This window comes from Enterococcus sp. AZ194 (assembly GCF_051713825.1).
GTDB lineage: Bacteria > Bacillota > Bacilli > Lactobacillales > Enterococcaceae > Enterococcus_K.
This window is the reverse complement of the sequence record NZ_JBIOQR010000001.1, coordinates 3,781,337-3,804,869: the sequence shown is the minus strand read 5'-3', so window position 1 is coordinate 3,804,869 and position 23,533 is coordinate 3,781,337. Positions and strand designations below refer to the sequence as shown.

20 protein-coding genes are annotated in these 23,533 nt (G+C 36.7%); 17 read left to right on the top strand and 3 right to left on the bottom strand.

Features of this window, described 5'->3' with window-relative positions; translation table 11 throughout:
* Positions 1-36: 36 nt before the first annotated feature.
* Both IGI37_RS17655 and IGI37_RS17650 read right to left on the bottom strand, forming a co-directional pair.
* The gene (locus tag IGI37_RS17655; protein ID WP_438763397.1) at positions 37-1,323 is read right to left on the bottom strand and encodes an ABC transporter substrate-binding protein; all 1,287 of its coding nucleotides are present in this window, start codon (positions 1,321-1,323) and stop codon (positions 37-39) included.
* Positions 1,324-2,294: 971 nt separating this feature from the next.
* Positions 2,295-3,149: an RluA family pseudouridine synthase gene (locus tag IGI37_RS17650; RefSeq protein WP_438763396.1), complete on the bottom strand. Its 855-nt coding sequence runs from the start codon at positions 3,147-3,149 to the stop codon at positions 2,295-2,297.
* 285 nt (positions 3,150-3,434) lie between these two features.
* Here IGI37_RS17650 and IGI37_RS17645 point away from each other — a divergent pair, with 285 nt between their 5' ends.
* The 11 genes from IGI37_RS17645 (at position 3,435) to IGI37_RS17595 (ending at position 16,345) form a co-directional block, all read left to right on the top strand.
* Positions 3,435-5,597 carry a PBP1A family penicillin-binding protein gene (locus tag IGI37_RS17645; RefSeq protein WP_438763395.1) on the top strand — a complete coding sequence of 721 codons (2,163 nt, stop codon included), beginning with the start codon at positions 3,435-3,437 and terminating at the stop codon, positions 5,595-5,597.
* A gap of 254 nt (positions 5,598-5,851) precedes the next feature.
* Positions 5,852-6,193 carry a YlbF family regulator gene (locus IGI37_RS17640; RefSeq protein ID WP_438763394.1) on the top strand — a complete coding sequence of 114 codons (342 nt, stop codon included), beginning with the start codon at positions 5,852-5,854 and terminating at the stop codon, positions 6,191-6,193.
* A 449-nt stretch (positions 6,194-6,642) separates the two neighbouring features.
* Positions 6,643-6,885, top strand: coding sequence for a type II toxin-antitoxin system RelB/DinJ family antitoxin (locus tag IGI37_RS17635; RefSeq protein ID WP_438763393.1), 243 nt, complete (start codon positions 6,643-6,645; stop codon positions 6,883-6,885).
* Positions 6,875-7,162, top strand: coding sequence for a type II toxin-antitoxin system YafQ family toxin (locus IGI37_RS17630; protein WP_438763392.1), 288 nt, complete (start codon positions 6,875-6,877; stop codon positions 7,160-7,162). Before IGI37_RS17635 ends, IGI37_RS17630 begins: the two co-directional genes overlap by 11 nt.
* Positions 7,163-7,871: 709 nt before the next feature.
* Positions 7,872-9,599, top strand: coding sequence for a sensor histidine kinase (locus tag IGI37_RS17625; RefSeq protein WP_438763391.1), 1,728 nt, complete (start codon positions 7,872-7,874; stop codon positions 9,597-9,599).
* A complete protein-coding gene (locus IGI37_RS17620) occupies positions 9,596-10,876 on the top strand; it encodes a response regulator transcription factor (protein WP_438763390.1) in 1,281 nt (426 codons plus the stop codon). Before IGI37_RS17625 ends, IGI37_RS17620 begins: the two co-directional genes overlap by 4 nt.
* A 16-nt stretch (positions 10,877-10,892) precedes the next feature.
* Complete coding sequence (locus IGI37_RS17615; protein ID WP_438763389.1) at positions 10,893-11,861, top strand: glycoside hydrolase family 130 protein; 969 nt, start codon at positions 10,893-10,895, stop codon at positions 11,859-11,861.
* 267 nt (positions 11,862-12,128) lie between these two features.
* On the top strand, positions 12,129-13,682 hold the full coding sequence (locus tag IGI37_RS17610) for a hypothetical protein (RefSeq protein ID WP_438763388.1): 1,554 nt from the start codon (positions 12,129-12,131) through the stop codon (positions 13,680-13,682).
* Between the two features lie 148 nt (positions 13,683-13,830).
* Positions 13,831-14,781 (top strand): ABC transporter permease, encoded by a 951-nt coding sequence (locus IGI37_RS17605; protein WP_438763387.1) that lies wholly within the window; start codon positions 13,831-13,833, stop codon positions 14,779-14,781.
* A gap of 12 nt (positions 14,782-14,793) precedes the next feature.
* Positions 14,794-15,684: a carbohydrate ABC transporter permease gene (locus IGI37_RS17600; protein WP_438763385.1), complete on the top strand. Its 891-nt coding sequence runs from the start codon at positions 14,794-14,796 to the stop codon at positions 15,682-15,684.
* 25 nt (positions 15,685-15,709) lie between these two features.
* Positions 15,710-16,345: a DUF624 domain-containing protein gene (locus IGI37_RS17595; RefSeq protein ID WP_438763384.1), complete on the top strand. Its 636-nt coding sequence runs from the start codon at positions 15,710-15,712 to the stop codon at positions 16,343-16,345.
* 215 nt (positions 16,346-16,560) lie between these two features.
* Here the strand turns inward: IGI37_RS17595 and IGI37_RS17590 are convergent, their stop codons facing one another.
* Positions 16,561-17,478 carry an ArsR/SmtB family transcription factor gene (locus IGI37_RS17590; protein ID WP_438763383.1) on the bottom strand — a complete coding sequence of 306 codons (918 nt, stop codon included), beginning with the start codon at positions 17,476-17,478 and terminating at the stop codon, positions 16,561-16,563.
* Between the two features lie 251 nt (positions 17,479-17,729).
* On the opposite strand from IGI37_RS17590, the gene IGI37_RS17585 reads away from it, so the two are divergent.
* From IGI37_RS17585 to IGI37_RS17560, 6 genes are read left to right on the top strand one after another with little or no spacing between them, the layout of a single operon-like run.
* Positions 17,730-19,022, top strand: a complete 1,293-nt coding sequence (locus tag IGI37_RS17585) for an ABC transporter substrate-binding protein (RefSeq protein WP_438763382.1) — start codon at positions 17,730-17,732, stop codon at positions 19,020-19,022.
* Between the two features lie 21 nt (positions 19,023-19,043).
* Entirely contained in the window at positions 19,044-19,916 is an 873-nt protein-coding gene (locus tag IGI37_RS17580; protein ID WP_438763381.1) for a carbohydrate ABC transporter permease, read from the top strand.
* 5 nt (positions 19,917-19,921) lie between these two features.
* Positions 19,922-20,803: a carbohydrate ABC transporter permease gene (locus tag IGI37_RS17575; protein WP_438763380.1), complete on the top strand. Its 882-nt coding sequence runs from the start codon at positions 19,922-19,924 to the stop codon at positions 20,801-20,803.
* A gap of 7 nt (positions 20,804-20,810) precedes the next feature.
* A complete protein-coding gene (locus IGI37_RS17570) occupies positions 20,811-21,497 on the top strand; it encodes a hypothetical protein (protein ID WP_438763379.1) in 687 nt (228 codons plus the stop codon).
* Entirely contained in the window at positions 21,490-22,365 is an 876-nt protein-coding gene (locus tag IGI37_RS17565) for a sugar phosphate isomerase/epimerase family protein (RefSeq protein WP_438763378.1), read from the top strand. The genes IGI37_RS17570 and IGI37_RS17565 overlap by 8 nt, the downstream gene beginning before the upstream one ends.
* Positions 22,365-23,525 (top strand): Gfo/Idh/MocA family protein, encoded by a 1,161-nt coding sequence (locus IGI37_RS17560; protein WP_438763376.1) that lies wholly within the window; start codon positions 22,365-22,367, stop codon positions 23,523-23,525. Before IGI37_RS17565 ends, IGI37_RS17560 begins: the two co-directional genes overlap by 1 nt.
* The last annotated feature ends 8 nt before the right edge of the window (positions 23,526-23,533 follow it).

Sequence of the window (23,533 nt, the reverse complement as noted above, 5' to 3'; positions counted from 1 at the left end):
TCTAATTTATTATCTGACGTATCGCAAAAGTGTTCTTTAATTGGTACTATCAAACTGTGTGATGGCGGCTTGCATTTCTTCTAACATTTTTTTGGCAGTCTCATCTGCCTTTGTTTTTCCAAAAGCAAATGACTCAAAATTGTCTTCAAAAGCTGTTTGAATTCGCGACATCTTCAAATATTTATTTTTTGGCATAACGTCGGTAGTGCTCGTGTATTTTTCAACCTCTTGATTAATCGTATCAATTTGTTTATTCTCAACTAATATCTCGTATGCTTTTTTATTTGCGGGAATTCCACGGGTCAATCCCATAGCTTTTACACCCTCAGGATCGTTTATTAAAAAGTTCAATAATTTTGCTACTTCTTTAGGATGTTTTGTGTTTCTTGAAATTCCAAAAGGCATAATTGTTTGTAAAACATAGGCTTTATTATCACCCGATAACTTAGGATATTCAGACAATATTAATTCCTGTCCAGTGTCTTTTAACGTTAAATAATCGTTTCCAACGGTTGCAGACCATTGAGTGGTTCCAGCCCACTCTCCGTTAAGGAATTCTTTAGAAGGGGTTCCTGAACCAGCCTGCGCCGAAGCCTCTTTAATTTCTTGTAGCTTAGGGGTGACCTTTTCATCAACCATTCTTTGATACCATTCTAATCCTTCTGCTAATTCCTCTTGGGTATAGTTTATTTTTCCATCATCACTGACAAATGACTTGCCTGTTCTTTGTTGCAAATAGATTTGTAGGTCTGAAGAGGAAAGCTGGGTTGGATAGCTACCATCTTTGAATTTTTTTGCCGCTTCAATATATCCATCCCAAGTAGTTGGAATTTCAAGTTTTAAAGAGTCAAAAGTCGTTTTATTCACTGCCCAAACCCAAGTATTTACGCAAAAAGGAACAGAATTTTGGATGCCTGCTACTTGTCCTTGTTTTAAGGCTGATTCATCATAACCAGATAAATCCAATTCATCTAACTTCGATAAGTCATAATATCCTTTCCCATCAGCAGAATATAAATCTAGCCAACCTGAATTCATCTGCATCAAATCTGGTTCTGTATTTCCTGTCATTTGAGTAGCAATTTTTTGTTCAACCCCATCAAATCCCCCATATTCAGCTTTCACTTTGATGTTGGGATATTTTTTTTCGAATGCTTTGATGGCAGAAAGTGTTGCCTTATGTCTTTCATCATTTCCCCACCAGCTCATTCTAATAGTAACTGAATCATCTGAAGCTTCTTTAGGTTTACTACAGGCACTTAACAATAAAGAAAGACCTACACCCATTCCTATGATTATTCCCAATTTCCTAACCCATCTCATTTTTATTCACTCCATCTCTTTTAATTTATAAAACAGTATCAGAGTAGCACTAATAGAAAGCGTTTTCTATAGAGTTGGCTAATTTTCAACTGATGGGGCAACCATGTAGATTAATCGAAGTAAAAAATTAAGGATAGTTATCAAAAAGGTGAACCAAAACCGTTTTTTGAATGGTTTACAAAATGATTTTCGAAAGCTTATTATTTTTTTGCTTTAAAACTAGTAGCCTATCAGCCTAAAATTTAAAGTATCAATCATGGTATAATCTAGTGGAAATGGAAGATATCTTTTGGGGAGAAAAGCGCCGCGTGTCTCTCGTTTACATCAAGTGATGCTAAAAGGCCCAGGTCAAACAGCGTAGATTTTTGTATAATGGTCATAGGGAATCCCCCTTGTGATTACGTGTCTTTAGCAGATTAACTAATTGTAACGCAAGGGGAGTTCCTTTTTTATGTATTTGAATGAATCTTGGACACAACTTTATAAGTTATGTCTCAGCCTCATTTTATTCGAATAAACGGTGGGTACAGAAGCAACTCCATCTGCACGTTGTTCCGCTCTCAACAACTTCTATGCATGAGACATGCTAGAGTTGAAGGTCTTCACTCCGCCCCATCAATTTCTAAAGGTGGAACACCCTTAGAATTGATGGACTGCGTTCCGCTCTCAACAACTTCTACGCATGAGACATGCTAGAGTTGAAGGTCTTCACTGCGCAAAAAGACTCCGATCTCATCAATCTCTAAAGGTGAAACACCTTAAGAATTGAAGGACGTTGTTCCGCTCTCAACAACTTCTACGCATGAGGCATGCTAGAGTTGAAGGTCTGCACTACGTAAAAACCATACTCCGATCTCATCAATTTCTAAAGGTGAGACACCTTAAGAATTGAAGGACTCCGATCTCATCAATTTCTAAAGGTGAGACACCTTAAGAATTGAAGGACTGCGCAAAAAGACTCTTATTAAGAGCTACCACAATCCTGGTAAGGCCCGGACAGAGATTTTTTCTTGTGTAAAAGGGTGGCTCAAGTGTAACTCAGCTGCATGGAGCATCAAACGCCCAGTCGATTTATTCTGATAGAGTGGATCACCAATGATGGGGTGTCCGATGCTTGAGAGGTGAACACGAATCTGATGGGTACGTCCAGTATCAAGAACACAGTAAATTTCTGTCTGATTGCCGACCACTTTATGACTTGTTACATGAGTAATAGCTGTCTGGCCATTTTTTTCATCAATGACTCGTTTTCTTCGGTCGTGTCGATCACGACCTATTTTTTTATTAATTGTAAAATCTTTTGTAAGCGCACCTTGGACCACCGCCTGGTAACGTCTGCCAATTTGTTTTTGTTCTAAAAGTCGACCGAGGATAGGTAATACGAAGGGATTTTTCGCAAAAAGAATCGCGCCACTAGTTTCTTTGTCTAGTCGATGAATGACATAGGGACGTTGCTCTTTTTCAAAAAGATAGGCGGCTAGATGATTCAATAACGTATCTGTCTCGTCTGGTTGATTAGGATGGGTTTTCATGCCAGCTGGTTTATTAACAATTAAAAGATGCTCATCCTCGAAAAGAGGCTGAACTAGACTTTTGTCTCCCAGCATTATTTCTTGATAGGTATAGTCTTCTTCCTCTAAAATAAGGGTTAAGGTATCTCCAGCAGAAACTTCTTGGTGAAACATAGCCGCGTCACCGTTTAGCCAAACATTTTTTCTCATACGAAGAAAATGTCTAACTTTTCGTGGAACCAACCATTCTTTTTCTAAAAGTTCGCGAATCGTAATAGGTAAATGAGTTTCAGGTAGTGTAATCGTAAATTTCATAAAGACTCCTTTAAAGTCGTTTTCGTCAAGTGTTTGATTCATAGCTGTGCGAGAAGTCGGTTAGGTTGATTGACTAGGACACAGGTTCATCGTCATTGTATCATTATTTACAAATATTTAAGAAAAAAATTGATTTTTTATAGAAAATTTTTGATAAAATTACAACTAATTCTGAAGACTGTCTACTTCCACGGACGTAGGCAAAGAGCGACGACTTATGATAGACTTTAAGAAGCAATTATTCTTGATTAATAGAGAAGCTATGAGATTGGAGAGAAATAATCAATGGATTTTAAAAAAATATGGAAGAGCATCCTGTCAGGGCTCAAGACCTTTTGGCAGTGGATCAAACCTTACCTGATTCAGTTCCATCATTGGCGAAAGCGGCTATGGAAAAAATATCATGTGAATAAAATATTGTTACTAATAGGCTTAGTATTTATCCTAGTAAGTAGCATCTATCTTTATACATTGGCGAAGGCTTCAAATGTCTCTGCGTTAAAATCAGGGATGACGCAAACGACCAAAATATATGATGTCAAAGGGGAAGAAGCTGGCAGTATTTATGCGAATAAAGGGACGTATGTCGAACTAGACCAAATTTCGCCTTACATTCGTGATGCGGTGATTTCAACAGAGGACCGGAACTTTTATAATCATCATGGGTACGATATAAAAGGGATTGCGCGTGCTGGTGTCCGAATGCTGACAAGTGGTGGCACTGGCGGCGGTGGCGGAAGTACGATTACCCAACAGCTCGCAAAAAATGCGTTTCTATCGCTAGATCAAACATTCCAACGAAAAGCCAAAGAGTTATTTATGGCGATTGAGATTGAAAAAAAATATAGTAAAGATGAAATTTTAACCATGTATTTGAATAATTCCTACTTTGGGAACGGGGTCTGGGGTGTCCAAGATGCCTCTCGAAAATATTTTGGAGTGGATGCCAACCAATTAACACTTGGGCAAGCAGCGACTATTGTCGGCATGTTGAAAGGACCGTCTATCTATAACCCAATTGACCATCCAAACTATGCAACGGATCGTCGGGCAACTGTTTTGAGTGTGATGGTAGAAAATAAAAAAATTACCCAAGAAGAGGCGGACCGAGAAGCGGGCGTCGACATGGCTTCGATGGTTAAAGATACGTATCAGAACTCAGAATCAGATTATCGTTATCCTTATTATTTTGATGCGGTCATTGATGAGGCAGTCAATACGTACAAGCTAGATGAAAAAGACATCATGAATAATGGGTACAAAATCTATACAACACTTGATCAAAATTATCAACAACAGATGCAAACCACTTATCAAAACGATGCGCTTTTTCCACCAAATGCGGTAGATGGAGCGATGGTTCAATCGGCTTCGGTAGCGATTAATCCCAATACAGGTGGTGTGGCGGCTCTCGTTGGAAGACGTGGGGAGCATGTGTTTAGAGGCTTTAACTTTGCTACACAGATGCGTCGTTCTCCAGGGTCAACAATCAAACCTTTAAGTGTGTATGCACCTGCTTTAGAGGCTGGCTATAAACCAGATAGTATTTTGAAGGATGAGCCGCAAAGTTACTACGAGGCCAAAAACTATGATGGAACGTATCAAGGCGAAGTGCCAATGTATCAAGCGGTCGCACAAAGCTTGAATCTCCCTGCTGTTTGGTTACTGCATGAGATTGGTTTACAAAAAGGCTATGATAAATCAGAGGAATTTGGTTTGTCATTATCTAAATCAGATAAGTATTGGGGACTTGCTTTGGGCGGTTTAGAGCAAGGAGAATCTCCGTTAACTATGGCTAGTGCGTATAGTGCTTTTGCAAATGGTGGAAAACAATATACGCCACATTTGATTACAAAAATTGTCGATTCCCAAGGGGTTGTTTTAGTAGATAACACGAAAATCAAGTCAAAACAAGTGGTTTCAAAGGATACAGCTGATGAGATGACAAGCATGCTCCTAGGAACTTTTTCAAATGGTACAGGAGCGCAAGCAATGCCTTATGGATACACAGTAGCTGGGAAAACAGGAACGACAGAAACGAATTTTGATGCAACCAAAGCAAAAGACCAATGGATTGTTGGGTATACACCTGATGTCGTGATTTCAACTTGGATGGGCTTTGAAGAATCAAGCGAGAATCACTATATAGAGGGAACCAGTGGCAGTGTAGTCGGTCAAGTCTTTAAAGCACAGGCTGAGGGGATTTTACAGTATACGAACAACTCTAGCTTTTCCGTAGCAGATGCTTATCAAACAGGCGGGAAAGTAGTTGCCGCAGATGAAGTCAATAATCCAAACGATTCTTCCGACGATTGGAAAGAAGATGTCTCTGACTTTGGTGAAAAGGCAAAGGATGGACTGAAAGATATTGGTGGAAAAGTGAAAGACGGCTTGGACAAAGTCGGTGGTAAAATAAAAGGTGTCTGGGATAGTCTAACAGGTGGGTAAGCTAGGTAAAATACGCAGGTAGTCGGTTAGAAAATCTGCTAGTGGTCAAAATGTAAGTAGCTTTCAATCGTTGTTGCTTTTGAATAACGGCAAAGTTTATTGCTAGGTAGGTGGTATTTTTTACCCAGTTTTTGCCTAGGTAATCGGCGACTTTTAATAAAAGATGAACGAGAAAAGGTTTCCTTTGAAAACCCCTTATTAAATGGTACAATGAACGAGAAAAAATAATAAAAATGAAATGAGGATTCAAAAACATGTCAAATATTTATGATAGTGCCAATCAAATTGAACGCGAAATCCGTGAATTAGCTGAGTTCAAAGCGTTGCAAGAGGCGTATAGCAATGTAAAAGCAAATGAAGAGGCACATACTTTATTTAAAGAATTCCAAAATCTACAAATTCAATTGCAAGAAAAACAAATGCAAGGACAAGAATTTTCGGATGAGGATGCTCAAAAAGCACAAGAAATGGCGATGAAGATTCAAGGAGAAGAAGTAATCAACCAATTAATGGAAAAAGAACAAGCCTTCAGTTTGATTGTTAATGACTTAAACCGTATCATCATGACACCTGTTCGTGAATTGTATCAAGACTAAGAAAAGATAAGATGGATAGATAAAGCGTCATCCAAATGAGTTTAATTGGATGACGCTTTTTGACCGATAAAAAGATTATTTTGTCAGTATAGTTTAGGTTTAGGTTGATTTCATGGGAAGATAAATCATTACTCCTACCTGTATGTTTTTAGGTTCTAAACATTATATAAGTGGTTGCAGTTTGATAGTTGATTGTTTCCGAGAAGAGTTTATTTTTTCGTCAATCTTTACTAGTCGATTGACGATTAGTTAGGATTGTTATGCTGTCGTTAAACAGTATGTGCTAAAAATACAACTAACCTCATTATGCTAGCCCTCGTTGATTCCCCTCGCTACAAACAAATTTTTTTGAAATTAAAATAATGAGAATCTTTTATCAAAAGCAAACGCGATATTATTGATAATATATATATATTGGTATACAATGTGCATACAGAGAGGTGTAAAAGATGGCGCAAATAAATATCAAACTAGATGATGATTTAAAGAAAGAAGCACAACAAGTTTTTAGCGAAATGGAAATGGATGTAAGCACTGGTGTACGTGTATTTTTAAAGCAAGTAGTACGCACTGGACAATTACCTTTCATACCAAAATCAGATACTGCACAAGCAATATATGAAGCGGAGAACCTCGAAATGGAGTCTTATGATACTGTGGATGAGTGGTGGCAGCGTTTAAATGATGAATAAATTGACAATTAAGCAAACGCCTACCTTTGTTAGAGAGTTCAAAAGAATAAAAAAAAAGCACTATGATATGGAATTGTTGAAAGCAGTCGTGAAGCATCTTGTTAACAGAGATGATGAAATTCTTAGAAACAAGTACAAAGATCATGCACTTAAAGGTAATCACAAAGGATACAGAGAACTGCATATAATAGCTGATTGGTTACTAATGTATAAGATACTTAATAAAGAATTGATCTTAGTGTTAATAAGGACTGGCTCACATGATGAGATCCTCTGAGATATTGTTTCTAGAGGTGTAGTTATGGACCGATAATTTGGTTAACTTATGGAGTGATTCATGGCAGATATAAATGAATCGGATACTATTTTGAATTAATTGATAACACTTGCTATAATTTTAATGTCTATAGAAGAAGGGACTAGTTACGCCTATTACAAAATTATTTTGACTGTGGTTTTGGGTTTGCTTAGAGGATTGCTCCTTTAGGCTTTTTATTTTTTCGTCAATCTTTACTAGTCGATTGACGATTAGTTAGGATTGTTATACTGTCGTTAAGCAGTATGTGCTAAAATGCAGCCTTTCTCTAAATAGTGCTGACAAACAAAGGACTCAAATTTCCATTCGCAGCTGTGCGATAATCGGGAAATTTGAGTCCTTTTTTTAGGATTTATAGTGCGTATTAAAAAAATTGTCTAAAAATTTTCAAGAGATTTTTTTGGTAGATTAATATATCAGATGCTGTGATTTTTTAAGTAGGATAGAAGGTTACTTTCTTGGCCTAAAACTAGAGCAACTGAATGAAATACATAGAATTATTTTTGATTAGAAAGAACACGTGTGGATTTTTTTGTGTTATTTAATCCTCTCGGAAATTTCGTTTGTTAATTTTTTAGTGAACTAGTTATAAGGAGATGCACCTTGTTTTTCTTATTTTGATAGCATATAATGCGTTTGAAAATGATTTGTTATAAGTAGGGAACGTACCATGAAAAAAATGAAAGTAAATTCAATAAAAGGTTTGACTGTTATTTATTTTCTGTTTATATTTGCTGTGTTTTTTTCGTTTTTGGCAATTAAGTTTTTTACCATACAAACGACAGAACAAATGTTAGTAGAGAATACAGAGACCCAGATTAAGTTGTTAGATGACAAGTTACAAACGGATTTAACTGGTGTTCAGTTAAGAATCTGGTCCTTATTATCAAACGAGCAGTTGACTTCTTACAAGAATCGTTCAGCGGTTTTAAAGAAAGTCACGGAAAAACTTCGTTTGGATGGGGAGATAAAAAAAATCTTGAAGGAAAGTATTGCCTCTTCATCGATTATCGGAGCATTGGATGCGTATTGGCCTAAAGAAATAAAACGAATTACCTCAGCCGATTCGATGGATTTAGAAAAGAATACCGTTAGTCTGTTTAGTGAGGCGTTTCCTAATAGAAAAGGCTGGATATTACTAGACAACCAAGGATTATATTATGTGGGACATGCTCCTTTTTCGCTCAGTAAAAAGTATGATGCGAATGCAGAGTTTTCGATCGTTGGGAAAGTTAAGAAAGACTATATCGATGATTTTTTACATGCGTATGAGTCTAATGATTATCTTCATGTATTTCTGTTATCTGATGATGCCCAGACTTATTCAAATACTCCAGTTGAAAGAGAGATTGTGGATTCGCTGAAGACCCTTCACAATAAAGAATCGTTATATAGCTACACTGTAAACAATAATGCGGGGAAGTTTCAAGTTACATTGAAAAGAAATAGCTTAAGTGGCCTATGGATTGTTAGTTATTTTGATATGAATCATGCGTTAGCTCAGCACAGACAAGTCAATGAATTTTCATCAGTTATTTTAGTGTTGTTATTAGTTATAGCAAGTATGGTTTCGGTGATATTTTATAAAAAATTTTTTTCCAGTCTCAATGTTTTGATTCGAAAATTTCAGGCGGTAGAGAAAGGGGACTATGGCGTTCGAATTAAAAAGGATTCTCATCGATTGAACGAATTTACGTATGTCTTTAGTCAGTTTAATCAGATGATTTTTCAAACGGAAGATCTCATCGAACAATTGAAGACGGAAATGTCATTAAGAGAGACTGCTGAAATTAGACAACTACAGGCTCAAATTAATCCGCACTTTTTATATAATAATTTGTTGTTTATTATGTCTATGGCTACGAGTTCGCCGAAAGCTGTGATATCAATGACAGAACATCTATCTGCCTATTATCGGTATTTGACCACGCAAACGAATACGACTATACGCCTAGAGCAAGAATGTTTATTAGCCCATCACTATTTGACAATCATGAGTCTGAGAAAAAATTTGGATTTTCAAATTATCGTGCCGGAAAAAGTTAAGGAAGAAGCCTTTATACCGCTAATTTTGCAACCAATTATTGAAAACGCTATCCAACATGGGATTGAAAAAAAGATTGGGGCACATATTGTTCAATTGATTATTGTCGAAGTGCATGCAGGTATCAATGTTCAAATTATTGATGACGGGAAAGGATTAATCGAAGAAGAAAGAGTGCAGCTAATGTGCTCGTTAAACAATTCTCTATCAAAAGATTCAGAAAGCATCGGGTTATGGAATGTGAACAAACGATTAGTGAATCATTATGGCACAAAAAGTCGTTTAAATATTGAAAAAAATACGTATGGAGGAGTAACCGTATCCTTCTTTATCCCCATAGGAGAGAGCAAATGAACGTGTTAATAGTGGATGATGAAGCCTATATTGTCGAGTATTTGAAATATTTGATTAAATGGAATGATTTTGGGTTTTCACAAGTAATGGGAGTGACAGATCCTTATGAAGCAAAAAGAATTGTTGTCAGTCGCCCTGTTGATTTAGTCGTGACAGATATCTCAATGCCAGAAGTGTCGGGACTTGATTTATTAAAGAGCATTCAGGAAATTGATTATCCAACAAAGGTCTTTTTCTTATCAAGTTATTCTGAGTTTGATTATGCGCAACAAGCAATCAAATTAAATTTGAACGAGTATTTACTGAAACCAATTACCAAAACAACGCTTGAAGAAGCTGTTAAGAGAGTAGTCATAAAGATGGATTCAAATAAAGAAAAGAATCAAAAACATTTATTCAGACAACTTTTGGTACAACTAGCTGATTTCAAAATAGAGTTTGGAAAGATGGCGGATTGTTTTTGTATTTTTGTGAAAAGGCCAGTGAGGCAAGAGGTTACTGGTAATGAATGGATCTATTCGGAGAAAGTCGGAGATGAAGAGTGGGGGATGATGAAAGAAACTAAGCTGAGTAACGATGAAGTAACGGATTATTCACCAAAATTTAGGTTATCCAATAGACAGGAGGTACAGGAGTGCTTTTATCGATTTTTCTACAAAGAATTTCCAACGTATAAACTAGGCTCTCAAGAAAGTCTGGAGATCAGAGACTATTTTATTCATTTAATGACTCATAAATTAGTGAAGCACTCAGCCTACGAGTTTTATAATCAACAAAAAAGTAAATTTCCTTTTCTCTTAAATAGCTATCTTTTTCTATTTTTTCAGCAACGAGAGAAGTTACAAGGAGTTCAATTATTTCAGTTATATGAACAGGAGTCATCAGAGTTATTAATTAGAGCTATTGAATCGTATCAAACGATGTATCAAAAGCAAATGACCATTTCAGAGGCTATAGAAAAGGCCAATCAATACATCGAAAAACATCTTGAACAAGAGCTAAGTTTGGAGAGTCTCGCAGCTAAGGTGTTTCTTAACCCGGCTTACTTTTCCACAATGTATAAGCAGCAAACAGGTATCAATCTATCAAGTTATATACAAAAGGTTCGATTAAACCGAGCTGTCTATCTCTTAACAAAAACCAATTTAAAAGTTAAAGATATCGGAGAAATGGTCGGTTATCCCAGTATTCAATATTTTAACAAGCTATTTAAAAATCGTTTCGGAATGACACCAATCAGGTATAGAAAAAAATATGATAGGTATCAAGATAAATAAATTGAGGTGTAAATAAATGAAATCAGAAAAAATCATTACTCGTTACGAGAAAAATCCCATTTTAACAGCAAAACAGGTTCCGTATGCTTCTGAATTAGTTTTTAATGCAGGGGTCATAAAATGGAAGAATCACTACATTATGCTTTTTAGAAATGATTATGCTTACAAGGGCGGTACGACATTTGGTGGAACGAACCTGGGGCTAGCAGTAAGTGAAGAGGGGCTTTTTTGGAAAGTGCAAGACGAACCCATTGTTTTGTTACAAGAGGATCAAGAAATTACACGTGCTTATGATCCAAGACTGACGGTTATAGATGGGGAAATCTATATTTGTTTTGCTGTAGATACACATCATGGAACTCGCGGTGGTATAGCTAAAACGACAGATTTTAAAACCTTTGACGTTCTTTCTTTAAGTCTGCCAGATAATCGCAACATGGTTTTGTTTCCAGAAAAAATCAATGGGAATTATGTTCGTTTGGAACGGCCTTTCACTGTATATAGTCGTGGAAAGGAGCAATTTGACATTTGGTCCTCCCAGTCTCCGGATTTAATTTATTGGGGGAAATCAGAACTTGTTTTAGCAGTGGAAGATTACCCTTTTGCGAACAATAAAATTGGCCCTGCAGCACCACCAATAAAGACTGATAAAGGATGGTTGACATTGGTTCATACGGTGGATATTGACGAAACTAGAGGGAAAAATGGTTGGGAAGAGGTTTGGAAAAAAAGGTATTGTGTCGGGTTAGCGCTGCTTGATTTGGAGAATCCAGCTAAGGTTTTAGGTATCTATGATAAACCATTGATGGTCCCTGAAACGACGTATGAAGTGTCTACAGGGTTTCGGACGAATGTGATTTTTCCGACTGGTATGATTTTAGAAGAGGATGGAGAGATTAAAATTTACTATGGCGCAGCAGATACTGTTATGGCGTTGGCTACAGCAAAATTGACGGATTTATTGGGTTTATTTGACGGAATTTAATTTAGGCTATAAGGAAATGGTGGATTAAATTCTTTAGTAATAAGAAAATAGTATTGGGCTAATCTATTTTTCCAAAAAGAGAAACGTTGATTATTGACAACAATCTTTTTTGTATGAATAGGTTAGTTTTTTTGTGATGCATTTGTTTTGCTGGAAAAAATGAATACGCAAAAACAAAAGAATTGTCCAAAAATCTATAAAAAGTATCATTTAAATGATGAAAACGCTTTATTGTAATTGACACATGAAATAAAGGAGGAATGTTTAATGAGAATTAAAACGGTGTTGTCTGGACTAGGGATTATGATGCTTTCAGTCCTTTTATTATCGGCTTGTGGTGGGAGTACAGAAAAAACTGCGAAAACAAGTAAGAATTTAAAAGTTTGGTCAGCTAAATTACAACCAGCTACGACTATCTCAGATTGGAGGCAATCTCCTTTTCATAAAGGGTTAGAAAAGGAAACTGGCATTACTGTGGATTGGGAATTCCCAACCGAGGGAACCGATGAGGCACAAGCCTTTAATTTAATGACATCAGAAAGCTCTTTACCAGATATTATTCAGTATCCAATGGCTCAGAGTGCTCAAATGTATCTTGAAGACAATGTTATTAAGGATCTGACGGATTTGCTTCCAGAAAAAGCGCCGAATTATTGGGCCTTTTTAAAGGAACATCCTGACTATGATCGAGCAGTAAAAACAGACGATGGAAAATATTATTCATTTGGTTTTTTTAGAGATAATGTTATCACAGCCACTCACTTAGGCCCCATGCTTAGAAAAGACTGGTTAGATGAACAACATCTATCTGAGCCAAAAACCATTGATGATTGGGAAAATGTTATGCGTGTGTTTAATGAAAAGTATGGCGCGAAGTTTGCTTTTACAACCGGACGAATGGCTCCAGGGTTTGCGGGCGCATTCGGAGCATATGGGACATTTGGAACTGCTGGGTATGTAGATAACAATAACAAAATTCAGTTAGCTCAAGCACAGCCAGAGTGGAAAAACTATATGGAGTGGTTGCATAAATTGTTCAGTGAAGGATTGATTGATCCAGATGTTGTGACTTTAGGGGATTCTGATTTAAAAACCAAAATCCAAAATGATAAAGTCGGCATAACAATGACAACTGCAGGCACCCTAACAACTTATATGGAAGATGCGAAGGCTTCTGGAAAGAACGCGCAATGGGTAGGGATAGAATACCCCAACCAAGCAAACGGTAAAAAAACAGCAGCAATCTATTATGATCAGTTAGTGAATGGTTACGGATTTCAAGTGGGTGGAACGACAGAAGGAAAGAAGCTTGATAAAGCATTAGAGTGGTTGGATTGGGCATTCACTGATGAAGGAAGTCGTTATTGGAATTTTGGAACAAAAGATAAGAGTTATGAATTAAAAGATAATCAACCCGAATTTACGAAAGAAGTGACTGATAACAAGCTTGGAACGATTGAGGCACTGAAAGAATATACCGGAAACGTAGACCTTGGATTGGGCGTTCAAAGCGTGAAAGTAGTGGAGGCCAGAATGGACCCAGCTGCAATGGCTGCCTCTACTAAATGGTATAACGAAAATAAACAAGCGATAGATACGACAATTCCCAAACAAGTGAGCTATACGTCTGAGGAATCAAAAGAATTAGCGACAATTACGAATACACTAGATGCTTATATTTCAGAGAATGCAATGAAATTTATGACTGGCGAACGCTCTTTAGATGAGTACGATCAATTTGTGAAAGATCTTAAAGATCAAGGGATAGATAGGTATCTTGAGATTCGCCAAACTGCTTATGATAGATATTTAAAACGATAAAAGGGTCAGTCGTTTATCTGAATAAAGGGACAACTAGCGACTCTCTACAGTAAACCAAGCGAGTCGTTTGATAGGTGAAAAAGATTTGAGATGATGAGTATCTCAAATCTTTTTTCAAAAAAGTGTGCTGATCAGAAAGGAAAATAATATGGTGATAGAAGAGGGAAATTTACTGAAAAACGAACAGAAGCCTTTTTTTGAACGATTCAAAAAAAATTGGCAACGAAATAAAATTAAGTACTTGATGGTTGCTCCAGTAATCATTTATTTTCTAGTTTTTTCATACAAACCCATGTACGGCATTATTATAGCGTTTAAAGATTATAAGCCGCATTTAGGAATTCTGGGGAGTCGCTGGGTTGGATTGGAGAATTTTAAACGATTTTTCTCAGATCCAAACGCATTTCGAGTGATAAAAAATACCTTTATTATCAGTATGACTACCTTGATTATCGGATTTCCGGCACCGATTATTTTAGCTTTGTTAATTAATGAAGTGAAGAGTAAGGTATTTAAGCGAATTGTTCAAACGATTACGTATATGCCCTATTTTATTTCTTTGGTGGTTATGTGTAGTTTGATTAAGGTGTTTACACAATCTGATGGCCTAATTAATGATGTTTTAGTCCATTTTGGAATTGCACGAACAAACCTATTAGCGAACAAAACTTTTTTTATTCCCATCTATGTTATTTCAGGAATTTGGCAAAATATCGGGTGGAATTCGATTATCTATTTGGCCGCCTTGTCTGGAATAGATCAGGAATTGTATGAAGCCGTAAAAATTGATGGTGCCGGTAGATTTAAACAGATGTGGCATGTGACCTTGCCAGGCATTCGTTCGACCATAATCATTTTACTCGTGTTACGAATTGGCGGGCTTTTAAGTGTCGGGTTTGAAAAAGTTTTATTGTTGTATTCGCCATCTACTTATCAAGTGGCAGATGTTATTTCAACCTATGTATATAGAATGGGGATATTGAATGCAGACTTTAGCTATAGTACAGCTATTGGGTTGTTTAATACTCTAATCAACGTGACCTTGTTATTGATTGCAAATCGAATTGCGAAAAAAACGGCGAATTCAGGCCTATTTTAGGAGGGGGAAGAGATGGTTAAAACAAAAGGAAAAACAACGACAGGGAGTCGACTATTTGATGTGATAAATATAGTTATTTTGCTACTTTTAGTGCTGGCCTGTTTATATCCAGTATGGTATGTATTTGTTGCTTCGTTCTCGGAGAGTAGCTCAATCACCGCCAATGCAGGAAAACTGCTCTGGCCAAAAGGGTTCAGTTTAACAGCCTATACGAACGCCTTTAAGCACCCATTGATTGTCAGTGGTTATAAAAATATATTGTTTATCTTGATTTTCTCTTTGCCGTTAAATATGTTGCTGACTTTGCTCTGTGCCTTTTTTATGTCTTCTCAAAAGATTATGTTTAAAAAAGCGATTGTTTCATTTTTTATGTTTACAATGTTTTTCAGTGGGGGATTAATTCCTTCTTATTTGAATCAAAGAGAATTAGGGTTATATAACAATTTGTGGGCCCTGATCATTCCAGGGGCGCTGAGTTTATATAATGCAATTATTTGTCGCTCGGCAATCGATGCTATTCCTGATAGTTTAATCGAATCTGCGTATATGGATGGGGCAAATGATTTTACGATTTTGTTTAAAATCATCACACCACTGATTAAACCGACCCTAGCGGTATTACTTTTGTATTATGGTGTTGGGCACTGGAATGGTTGGTTTAGTGCGTCAATTTATATAAAAGATAGGAATTTATTGCCGATTCAAAATGTCCTTAGAGCCGTCTTACTAGCCAATGATCAATCTTTAAATCAAGGGGCATCGTCTCTTGATTCGGTGAATACTTTTGCGGAAACCATTAAATATTCAGCGATAGTTATTTCGACTTTGCCAATCCTTTGTATCTATCCGTTCTTACAAAAGTATTTCATCAAAGGAGTAATGATTGGTGCAGTTAAAGGATAATTAATGGATGGAAGGAACGTAGAAAATGAGAGGATTAATGGATCCAAGCAAAAATAGTTATAAGATTTGTGTAACAGCGGTTGATTTGTACTTACTGAATATGCTTTTTATAATTACTAGTGGATTTGGTTTGTTTTTTGGGCCGGCGTTAATTGCTCTGTATAGCGTGATGTTTAATGAGATACAAACCACAGCGCATGATCTGCCGACTAAAAGGCTACAAAACTATTTGTTAGAGTATAGAACGAATTTTGTTCGGGGAATCATCCTAGAGGGGTTCCTTCTTATGTTCGTATTTATTGGCGTGACTAGTTTTATTTGTACTCGCTTACTAGTAGGTCTATTAATGTATGTATCAGTTGGCGGATTATTTATTTTTGGGATGATTTTGTTTTCTTGGGGACTGTTAGTTTTCCCCTACACAGCGAGATACTCCAATTCAATTTTTCAAACATTTAAGGTCTGCTTTCAAATAGCCGTTTTAAATAGTAAACCTATGCTGTATGTCGTAGGAGGACTCCTTGTATTTCTGGTCATTGGTTCAATGAATGATGTGTTTTTTAGTCTATCATTTTGGCTAGTTCTTCTATTTGGTTTTTCAGGAGCTGCAACGGTCAATTCACGACTATTTTTACCTGTATTTATCAAATATGAAACATAAGATTCATATAAATTTACGAGCGACCGTCTAGTCTCTTAGACCCCCTCCAAGAGACTAGACGTGAGTAAAGAGTCCAAAGTATCAGTCAATTTATTGATACTCTGGACTCTCTTTAGTTTGAACTCAAAGGTATAGGTAGCCAAAAAACAATGACTATTAAAAAAGGTGATTTCAGCAGCTTTATTCGTGTGCCACTTTAAAATAAATTTAACAACCTAACCATTCTCAGAGTAAAACATTCTTAGCAAAATATTTTGAGGATGATTGCCAAACTCACTACCGAATATGGTCAGTCCTCCCCTATTTTCTGCGGCTTCATCAATTCCAATTCGAACTTTTATAAATGGGGAAGAATCAAGCTTTAAATCTTCTAGTTTAATATCTGAGAGATGTTTTCCATCGATGCCACTATCTTTGTGTGTAATTCTCAGATGCTTCAAAACCCCATATTGGCTAAAACCACTTTCCCACCACTTAGGAGTTAGCGCACCTCGCACATCTGAATAATTTCCAGGAGCAGTCCATGTGCCGAGTAAAGTGTCGTTGATGTAAAAAGAGATGTCGCTGGGCCAATTGTTATTTGATTCGGGGAATTCTGAAGAAATCTCTAAAGAAAGCTCCAATAGTTCAAGCTTTGCATTTTTTGGTAGTTGGTTTGGAACAACATATTCGACAAATCCATCTGAAAACCAAAGTAGAGAAGCATTGATTCGCTCATTTGCAACAAAGGTTCGAGGGTCATCTAATTCACCGATTGTGGCGTTAGCGCTAGCAAGTCCGCAAGTTGGGATGACAGAGAAGTTCGAGAAGTAACCTAGTTTTATTTCTGTATCAATTTCTTTATAAGGAAGGTGAATCTTTTTAGGAAAATCAACTTCTATATGATCAACAGCTAACTTAAACTGTTTGACTCGTTGATCTGAAAAGATTCGGTCTGTTTCTAAATAAATTAGTCCGGCGTCCTCTAAAAGACGGACATGACGAGAAACAATTGCTTTACTTAGACCGAGTGTTTCTGCCAACTTGCTAACAGTGGATGGAGATTTGGAAAGAGAATGAATAATTTTCACTCGCGTGTCAGAGGCGAGTGCCTTGAGAATTTCTAAGCCGGTATCATCTAATTGAATAAACATAAATACACTCCTCATAATCATTTTTGATTTAGATGGATTGTACGTTAAATAAAAAAATAACACAAAATAGTTGCGTTAAATAGCAACTACATTTCGATGGAAATAGGGAAAATTATCGGTTAGTTGCGTGTTTAGTTGAAAGTGATTTCTAGCGTCAATATGCTATTGTAAAGGCTTACCTCGGGTGATATAGTCATGGAGTAAAAGTTACAGTTTACAAAATAGTTTAAATAACATGGAGGGGAATTATAATGAGAATTAAAAAAATGTTAACTATTTGTGGGACACTCATGGCTTGTACGGTTTTATTGGTTGGCTGTGGAAATGGAAGTAAAGATAAGGCAGCTGATGGGAAGACAACCATTAGAATTAGCTGGTGGGGTGGAGATGATAGGCATGAAGCTACATTAGCAGCGATTAAAGCCTTTGAAAAAGCTAATCCAGATATCAAAGTAAAAGCTGAGTACAGTGGTTGGGATGGGGTCGAACAAAAAATGGCCACACAGATCACCGGCCGAACTGAACCAGATGTCATGCAAGTGAACTATGACTGGTTAGCGCAATATTCACCGGATGGGACTGGTTTCGCTGACCTTAACGGTATCGATGGGTTAGATGTATCTGGTTATGATAAATCAATCTTAGATTCAGGGAAAGTCAATGGCAAGTTAAATGCGATACCATTCAGTGAAAATGCACGAGTTTGGGCAGTAAACAAAAAAGCGTTTGAAGATCGAGGCTTAGAAGTACCGACAACTTGGGATGGTTATATTAAAGCCGCGGATAAGTTTGAGGATGGCGCCTTTCCAGCACGAATTGATACGTATGCGTTACTCACTTACCTGCAACAAGAAACAGGGAAAACGATTTTGGCAGACGATGGTAGTTTTCAATATGATAAGGAAACTGTCAAAAAGGCCTTTGAATGGTATAAAGGAATGATTGATAAAGGCGTTATTCCAACCATTCAAGAAACAAAAGAACAAGCAGATGCCAATCCAGGGGCACCGGCTAAGAAATTATTAGATGGCCAATATGCAACCTTAACTAACTGGTCTTCACTAATTTCTGGAGAATATAAAAACATGAAGGAAGCAGGGCAAGAATTATCTATGGCATCTTTCCCCACCTTATCTGAAGGTAGCGAACAGGTAGTAATCAATAAACCGTCGATGTTATTTGCTATTTCGAAAAACTCAAAACACCAAGAAGCAGCCGTAAAATTACTGAATTTCTTGTTAAATGATCCAGAAGGGGTTAAAGCGATGAGTATGGCGCGTGGCGTTCCGGCGAATCAAAAGGCTTTCGATATTTTGAATAAAGATGGTCAAATTTCAGGGATTGAAAAAGATGTGTATGACTACGTAAAAAATACAAAAGGAATTACCTTTAGTAAATACACGGAGATGGGTAAAGTAATGCAGCCGTATAATGATGCATTTGATGAGTTTTCATATGGAAAGATTACTGCGGATGAAGCAGCACAAAAAACAATCGATGGTATGACAGAAGCAGTCGAACAAGTAAAAAGCACGATTGAATAGCAACCGTTAGGAGATCAGACTATGAGAAAGAAAAACTGGACAGGCTTACTATACGTGATGCCTTGGATTATAGGATTTTTAATTTTTACGGTATACCCTTTTTTAAATTCTCTTTATATTAGCTTCACGGACTTTACAATGGTTCGTGATCCGAAAATCATCGGATTGGCTAATTACAAAGAATTATTTAAAGACAAAGAATTTATTGATTCGTTGGTTGCGACATTTAAATATGCCTTGTTAACGGTCCCAGCAGCGCTTGTTTTTGCCTTGCTGATTGCAGTAATACTGAACTTTAAATTAAAAGGAATCAACTTTTTTAGAACAGCCTATTACATTCCCTCTATTTTAGGAGGGAATGTCGCAATCTCTGTTATTTGGAAATTTCTATTTACTGGTGATGGACTGGTAAACCAAGCAGTTGGCATTTTCGGTATTGAGCCACTGCCTTGGCTGTCAGATCCAGGACTTGCAATGATTGTTGTCTCTTTACTAAGAGTCTGGCAATTTGGTTCGTCAATGATTATTTTTCTGGCAGCTCTACAAAATATACCAGCAGAGTTATACGAAGCTGCTGAGGTTGACGGTGCAAGTAAAGTTACTCAGTTCTTCAAGATAACTTTACCCTTGATTACCCCATCATTATTTTTCAACCTAGTCATGGGAATGGTCGGAGCTTTCCAAGAATTTAACAGTGCCTACTTAATCACAGGTGGGGGACCATTAAAAGCGACCCAGTTTACATCACTATTAATTTATAACTACTCATTTAAATTTTTCCGAATGGGTTATGCGAGTGCTATGTCATGGATATTGTTCATTATCATCATGCTATTTACAGGCATCGTATTTATTTCCCAGAAAAAATGGGTGTATTACGTGGATGAGGAGTGAGAAAAATGGCAGAAAATATCACAGTTACACAAAATAAACCTAAGAAAAAAACGTTAAAAATTGGCGCGACGATTCGTTACATTATCCTTTTAGCTGTTGCTTTATTAATGCTCTATCCAATTATCTGGATGGTTGGCGCATCCTTTAAGACGAATGCGGAAATTTTCAGTTCTATTGGTTTTTGGCCAAGTTCTTTTGATTTTACCCCTTACGTAAAAGGTTGGGAAACAGGGACAGAGTTTACTTTTGCTACTTATTTTGTGAACACATTTAAAATTGTTATTCCTAAAGTGATTTTCACACTAATTTCAACAGTCTTTGTGGCTTATGGGTTTGCAAGATTTGATTTTCCTTTTAAGAAAATTCTTTTTTCTGCAATGATCTCAACCATGTTTTTACCAGGTGTGGTTAAAACCATACCAATGTATCTTTTTTGGCGGAATTTAGGCTTTTTAGATACTTATGTTCCATTGATAGCAGGGACTCTTTTTGCACAGAGCGCATTTAATATTTTTATGCTTGTTCAATTTATGCGTGGAATTCCTCGCGACTATGATGAAGCAGCAATGATGGATGGCTGTAATTCCATGCAGTTTTTATTCAGAATTTTATTGCCAATTATTAAACCAGCCTTAGTGACAATTGGTTTGCTTGAGTTTATGGGAAGTATGAATGATTTTATGGGGCCATTAATCTACATCTCTAGTGTGGAAAAATTCCCGGTAGCGGTTGCCTTAAAAATGGCGATGGATACAACGGGCGGAAGCTTTAACTGGAATCAAATTATTGCGATGTCGGTGATTGCTTTATTGCCTTCTATTATCCTATTCTTCTCAGCTTCACGACAATTTATTGATGGCATGTCAGCTGGTGGACTGAAAGGATAGAAGTCAAATGTTCTCAAGTTTACGAAAGTTAGTTTCACCAAAAATGATTCAAGAAATTAATGGTGCTATCTATAATTATGTAAAGCTTAGTTTATTTATGTCGGTTTATTCATTGCCATGGGTTGTAGTGAATTTACTCTTTAAATTTTCAGTGACAACTTTCATTTTTTATGCCATAGCTTTTCTTTTTGTACTGCCTAATTTAATGACCTTGCAGCAATTTTTGCATGATGAGGTAACAACGTTTAAAGAATATACAGCAGGCTTAAAAAATAGTTATGGAAAAAAGTTTAAGGTAGGGACTATTTTGACTGCTTTTCTAAGTTTTTGTTTAGTAGATAGTTACATCTTAATGGTTCAAATGGGGAAAATGTTTGTTTTTCCAGTGATTTATATTACTTTGATGTTTATAGGTATTTCAATCATCTATTATCTTGCGCTAGAAGAAATGACAGCTACCACCTGGCAAATTAAATTGAAAAAAGCCTTATTTACCAGCTGGCGATATACTTTTACAACAGTGTTTTTATTAATACTTGTGATGTTGTGGGCAAGCATTGGTTATTATGTGCAATTGCTGAATATTCTTTTTGGAAATGCTTTATTTTGGGGAATAATCTTCAACGTAACAAATAAAAAACTTTCTTCTCTATGGAAAAATGAAAAAGAAAGAAAAGGTGACTCGTATGAATAACTTTACAATTACAGGCTTCGCAGATGAAATTAGTCCAAATTTTGAAGAGCAAGTGCGTGTGCTCAAGAAAAACCAAATCTCTCATATTGAGATACGTGGAATTGATGGGAAAAACGTCAGTGATTTTACAATTGAAGAGGCGGAGATGTACAAAAAGAAATTTGATCATGCAATGATTCAAGTATCTAGTATTGGTTCTCCTATTGGGAAAATCAATATTGATGATCCATTTGAAGAGCATTTGGAAAAATTTGTACATGTCTTAAACATTGCCCGTATTTTTGAGAGTCCATATATTCGAATGTTCAGCTTCTTTATTGATTCTAAAAAAAATCCAGATGACTACAAAGAAGAGGTTATTTCAAGATGGCAGCAATTTTTAGCGGTTGCTAAAGACTATCCTGAGATTACGCTGTTGCATGAAAATGAAAAAGACATTTACGGAGATACACCTGAACGCTGTCTGACCTTATTAAATGAGTTGAATAGCCCGCAAGTAAAAGCAGCCTTTGACCCAGCTAATTTTGTGCAATGTGAGGTAGAGGTTTATCCACATGCCTATGATTTGTTAAAAGAGCACATCGCCTATATGCATATCAAAGATGCTCTTTACTCAGACCATAAAGTGACTCCAGCAGGACTTGGTGATGGCAAAGTAAAAGAAGTCTTAGCAGCATTGATAGCAACGGATTTTTTTGGTTTTGCTTCTTTAGAACCCCATCTGTCTATTTTTGATGGGTTTGCTGATTTAGAAAAGACGCAGCTATCTATTTCAAATACAGCCTCAGATGGCGAAAAATTATTTTCTGTTGCGAGCCAAGCGTTAAAAGAAATTTTGGTCAATCAATTGAAGCAGGAGTGGAAGTAATGAGAAACGTAAAGACAGTCATTATTGGTGTTGGAAATATTGGAAACCTACATGCAAGTAATCTATTGTCAAACGAGATTAAAGGCATTGAGTTATTCGGCTTTTGCGATATCAACCCTTTAAAATTAGAAACAGCAAAAAAGAAGTATGGCGAACATTATCGGTTTTATGAAAATGCTACAGCCGTTTTTTCTGACAAGGAAGTAAATGCGGTGATTATCTCTACGCCACATTATGATCATCCTATCTTAGCGATAGAAGCACTGAAAGCAGGCAAACATGCTTTAGTCGAAAAACCAGCTGGGGTGTATACCAAAAAAGTTCGTGAGATGATTGAGGAAGCCAAACGTCATCCTGAGCTAACTCTTTCATTAATGTATAACCAACGGATGAATCCTACGTATCAAAAAGCAAAAGAACTGGTTGAATCTGGTCAAATTGGTGAGTTACGACGAACCAATTGGATTATCACTAACTGGTATCGTTCACAGAGCTATTACAATTCAGGAGGCTGGCGAGCAACTTGGGCTGGTGAAGGTGGTGGGGTACTACTAAACCAGGATCCGCACCAATTAGACTTATGGCAATGGATTTGTGGAATGCCAGAACGAATTTATAGTTTTGCTTATTATGGCAAACGGCGTAATGTCGAAGTCGAGACAGAAGTAACGGCGTATGCTGAATACCCGAATGGCGCAACAGGTGTATTTGTCACAACAACAACAGAAACGCCAGGAACGAATCGTTTTGAAATTGTTGGTTCTCAAGGGAAAATTGTGATTGAAGACGATCAACTCAAGTTTTGGCGGACAGTGGTGGATGAAAAAGAATGGAATGAGACGTATACAGGCGGATTTGGTGAACCTGAAGTATGGGAAATCAAAATTCCTGTTGTTTTCGATGGCCATACTGGACACAAAAAAGTCACTCAAAACTTTATTAACCACATCTTGAACGGGGAAACGTTAATCTCTCCAGCAGAGGATGGTATGAAAGGATTGAGCATTTCAAACGCCATTCATTTGTCTTCATGGACAGAAGAATGGGTAAATTTACCAATTGATGAGGATCGTTTTTTGGAAGAGCTAACCAAACGAATAGATAGCTCAAAAGAAAAAACTGTAGAAGAACAAGTCTTAGATACTGAAGGGACTTATTAATTTAAGAA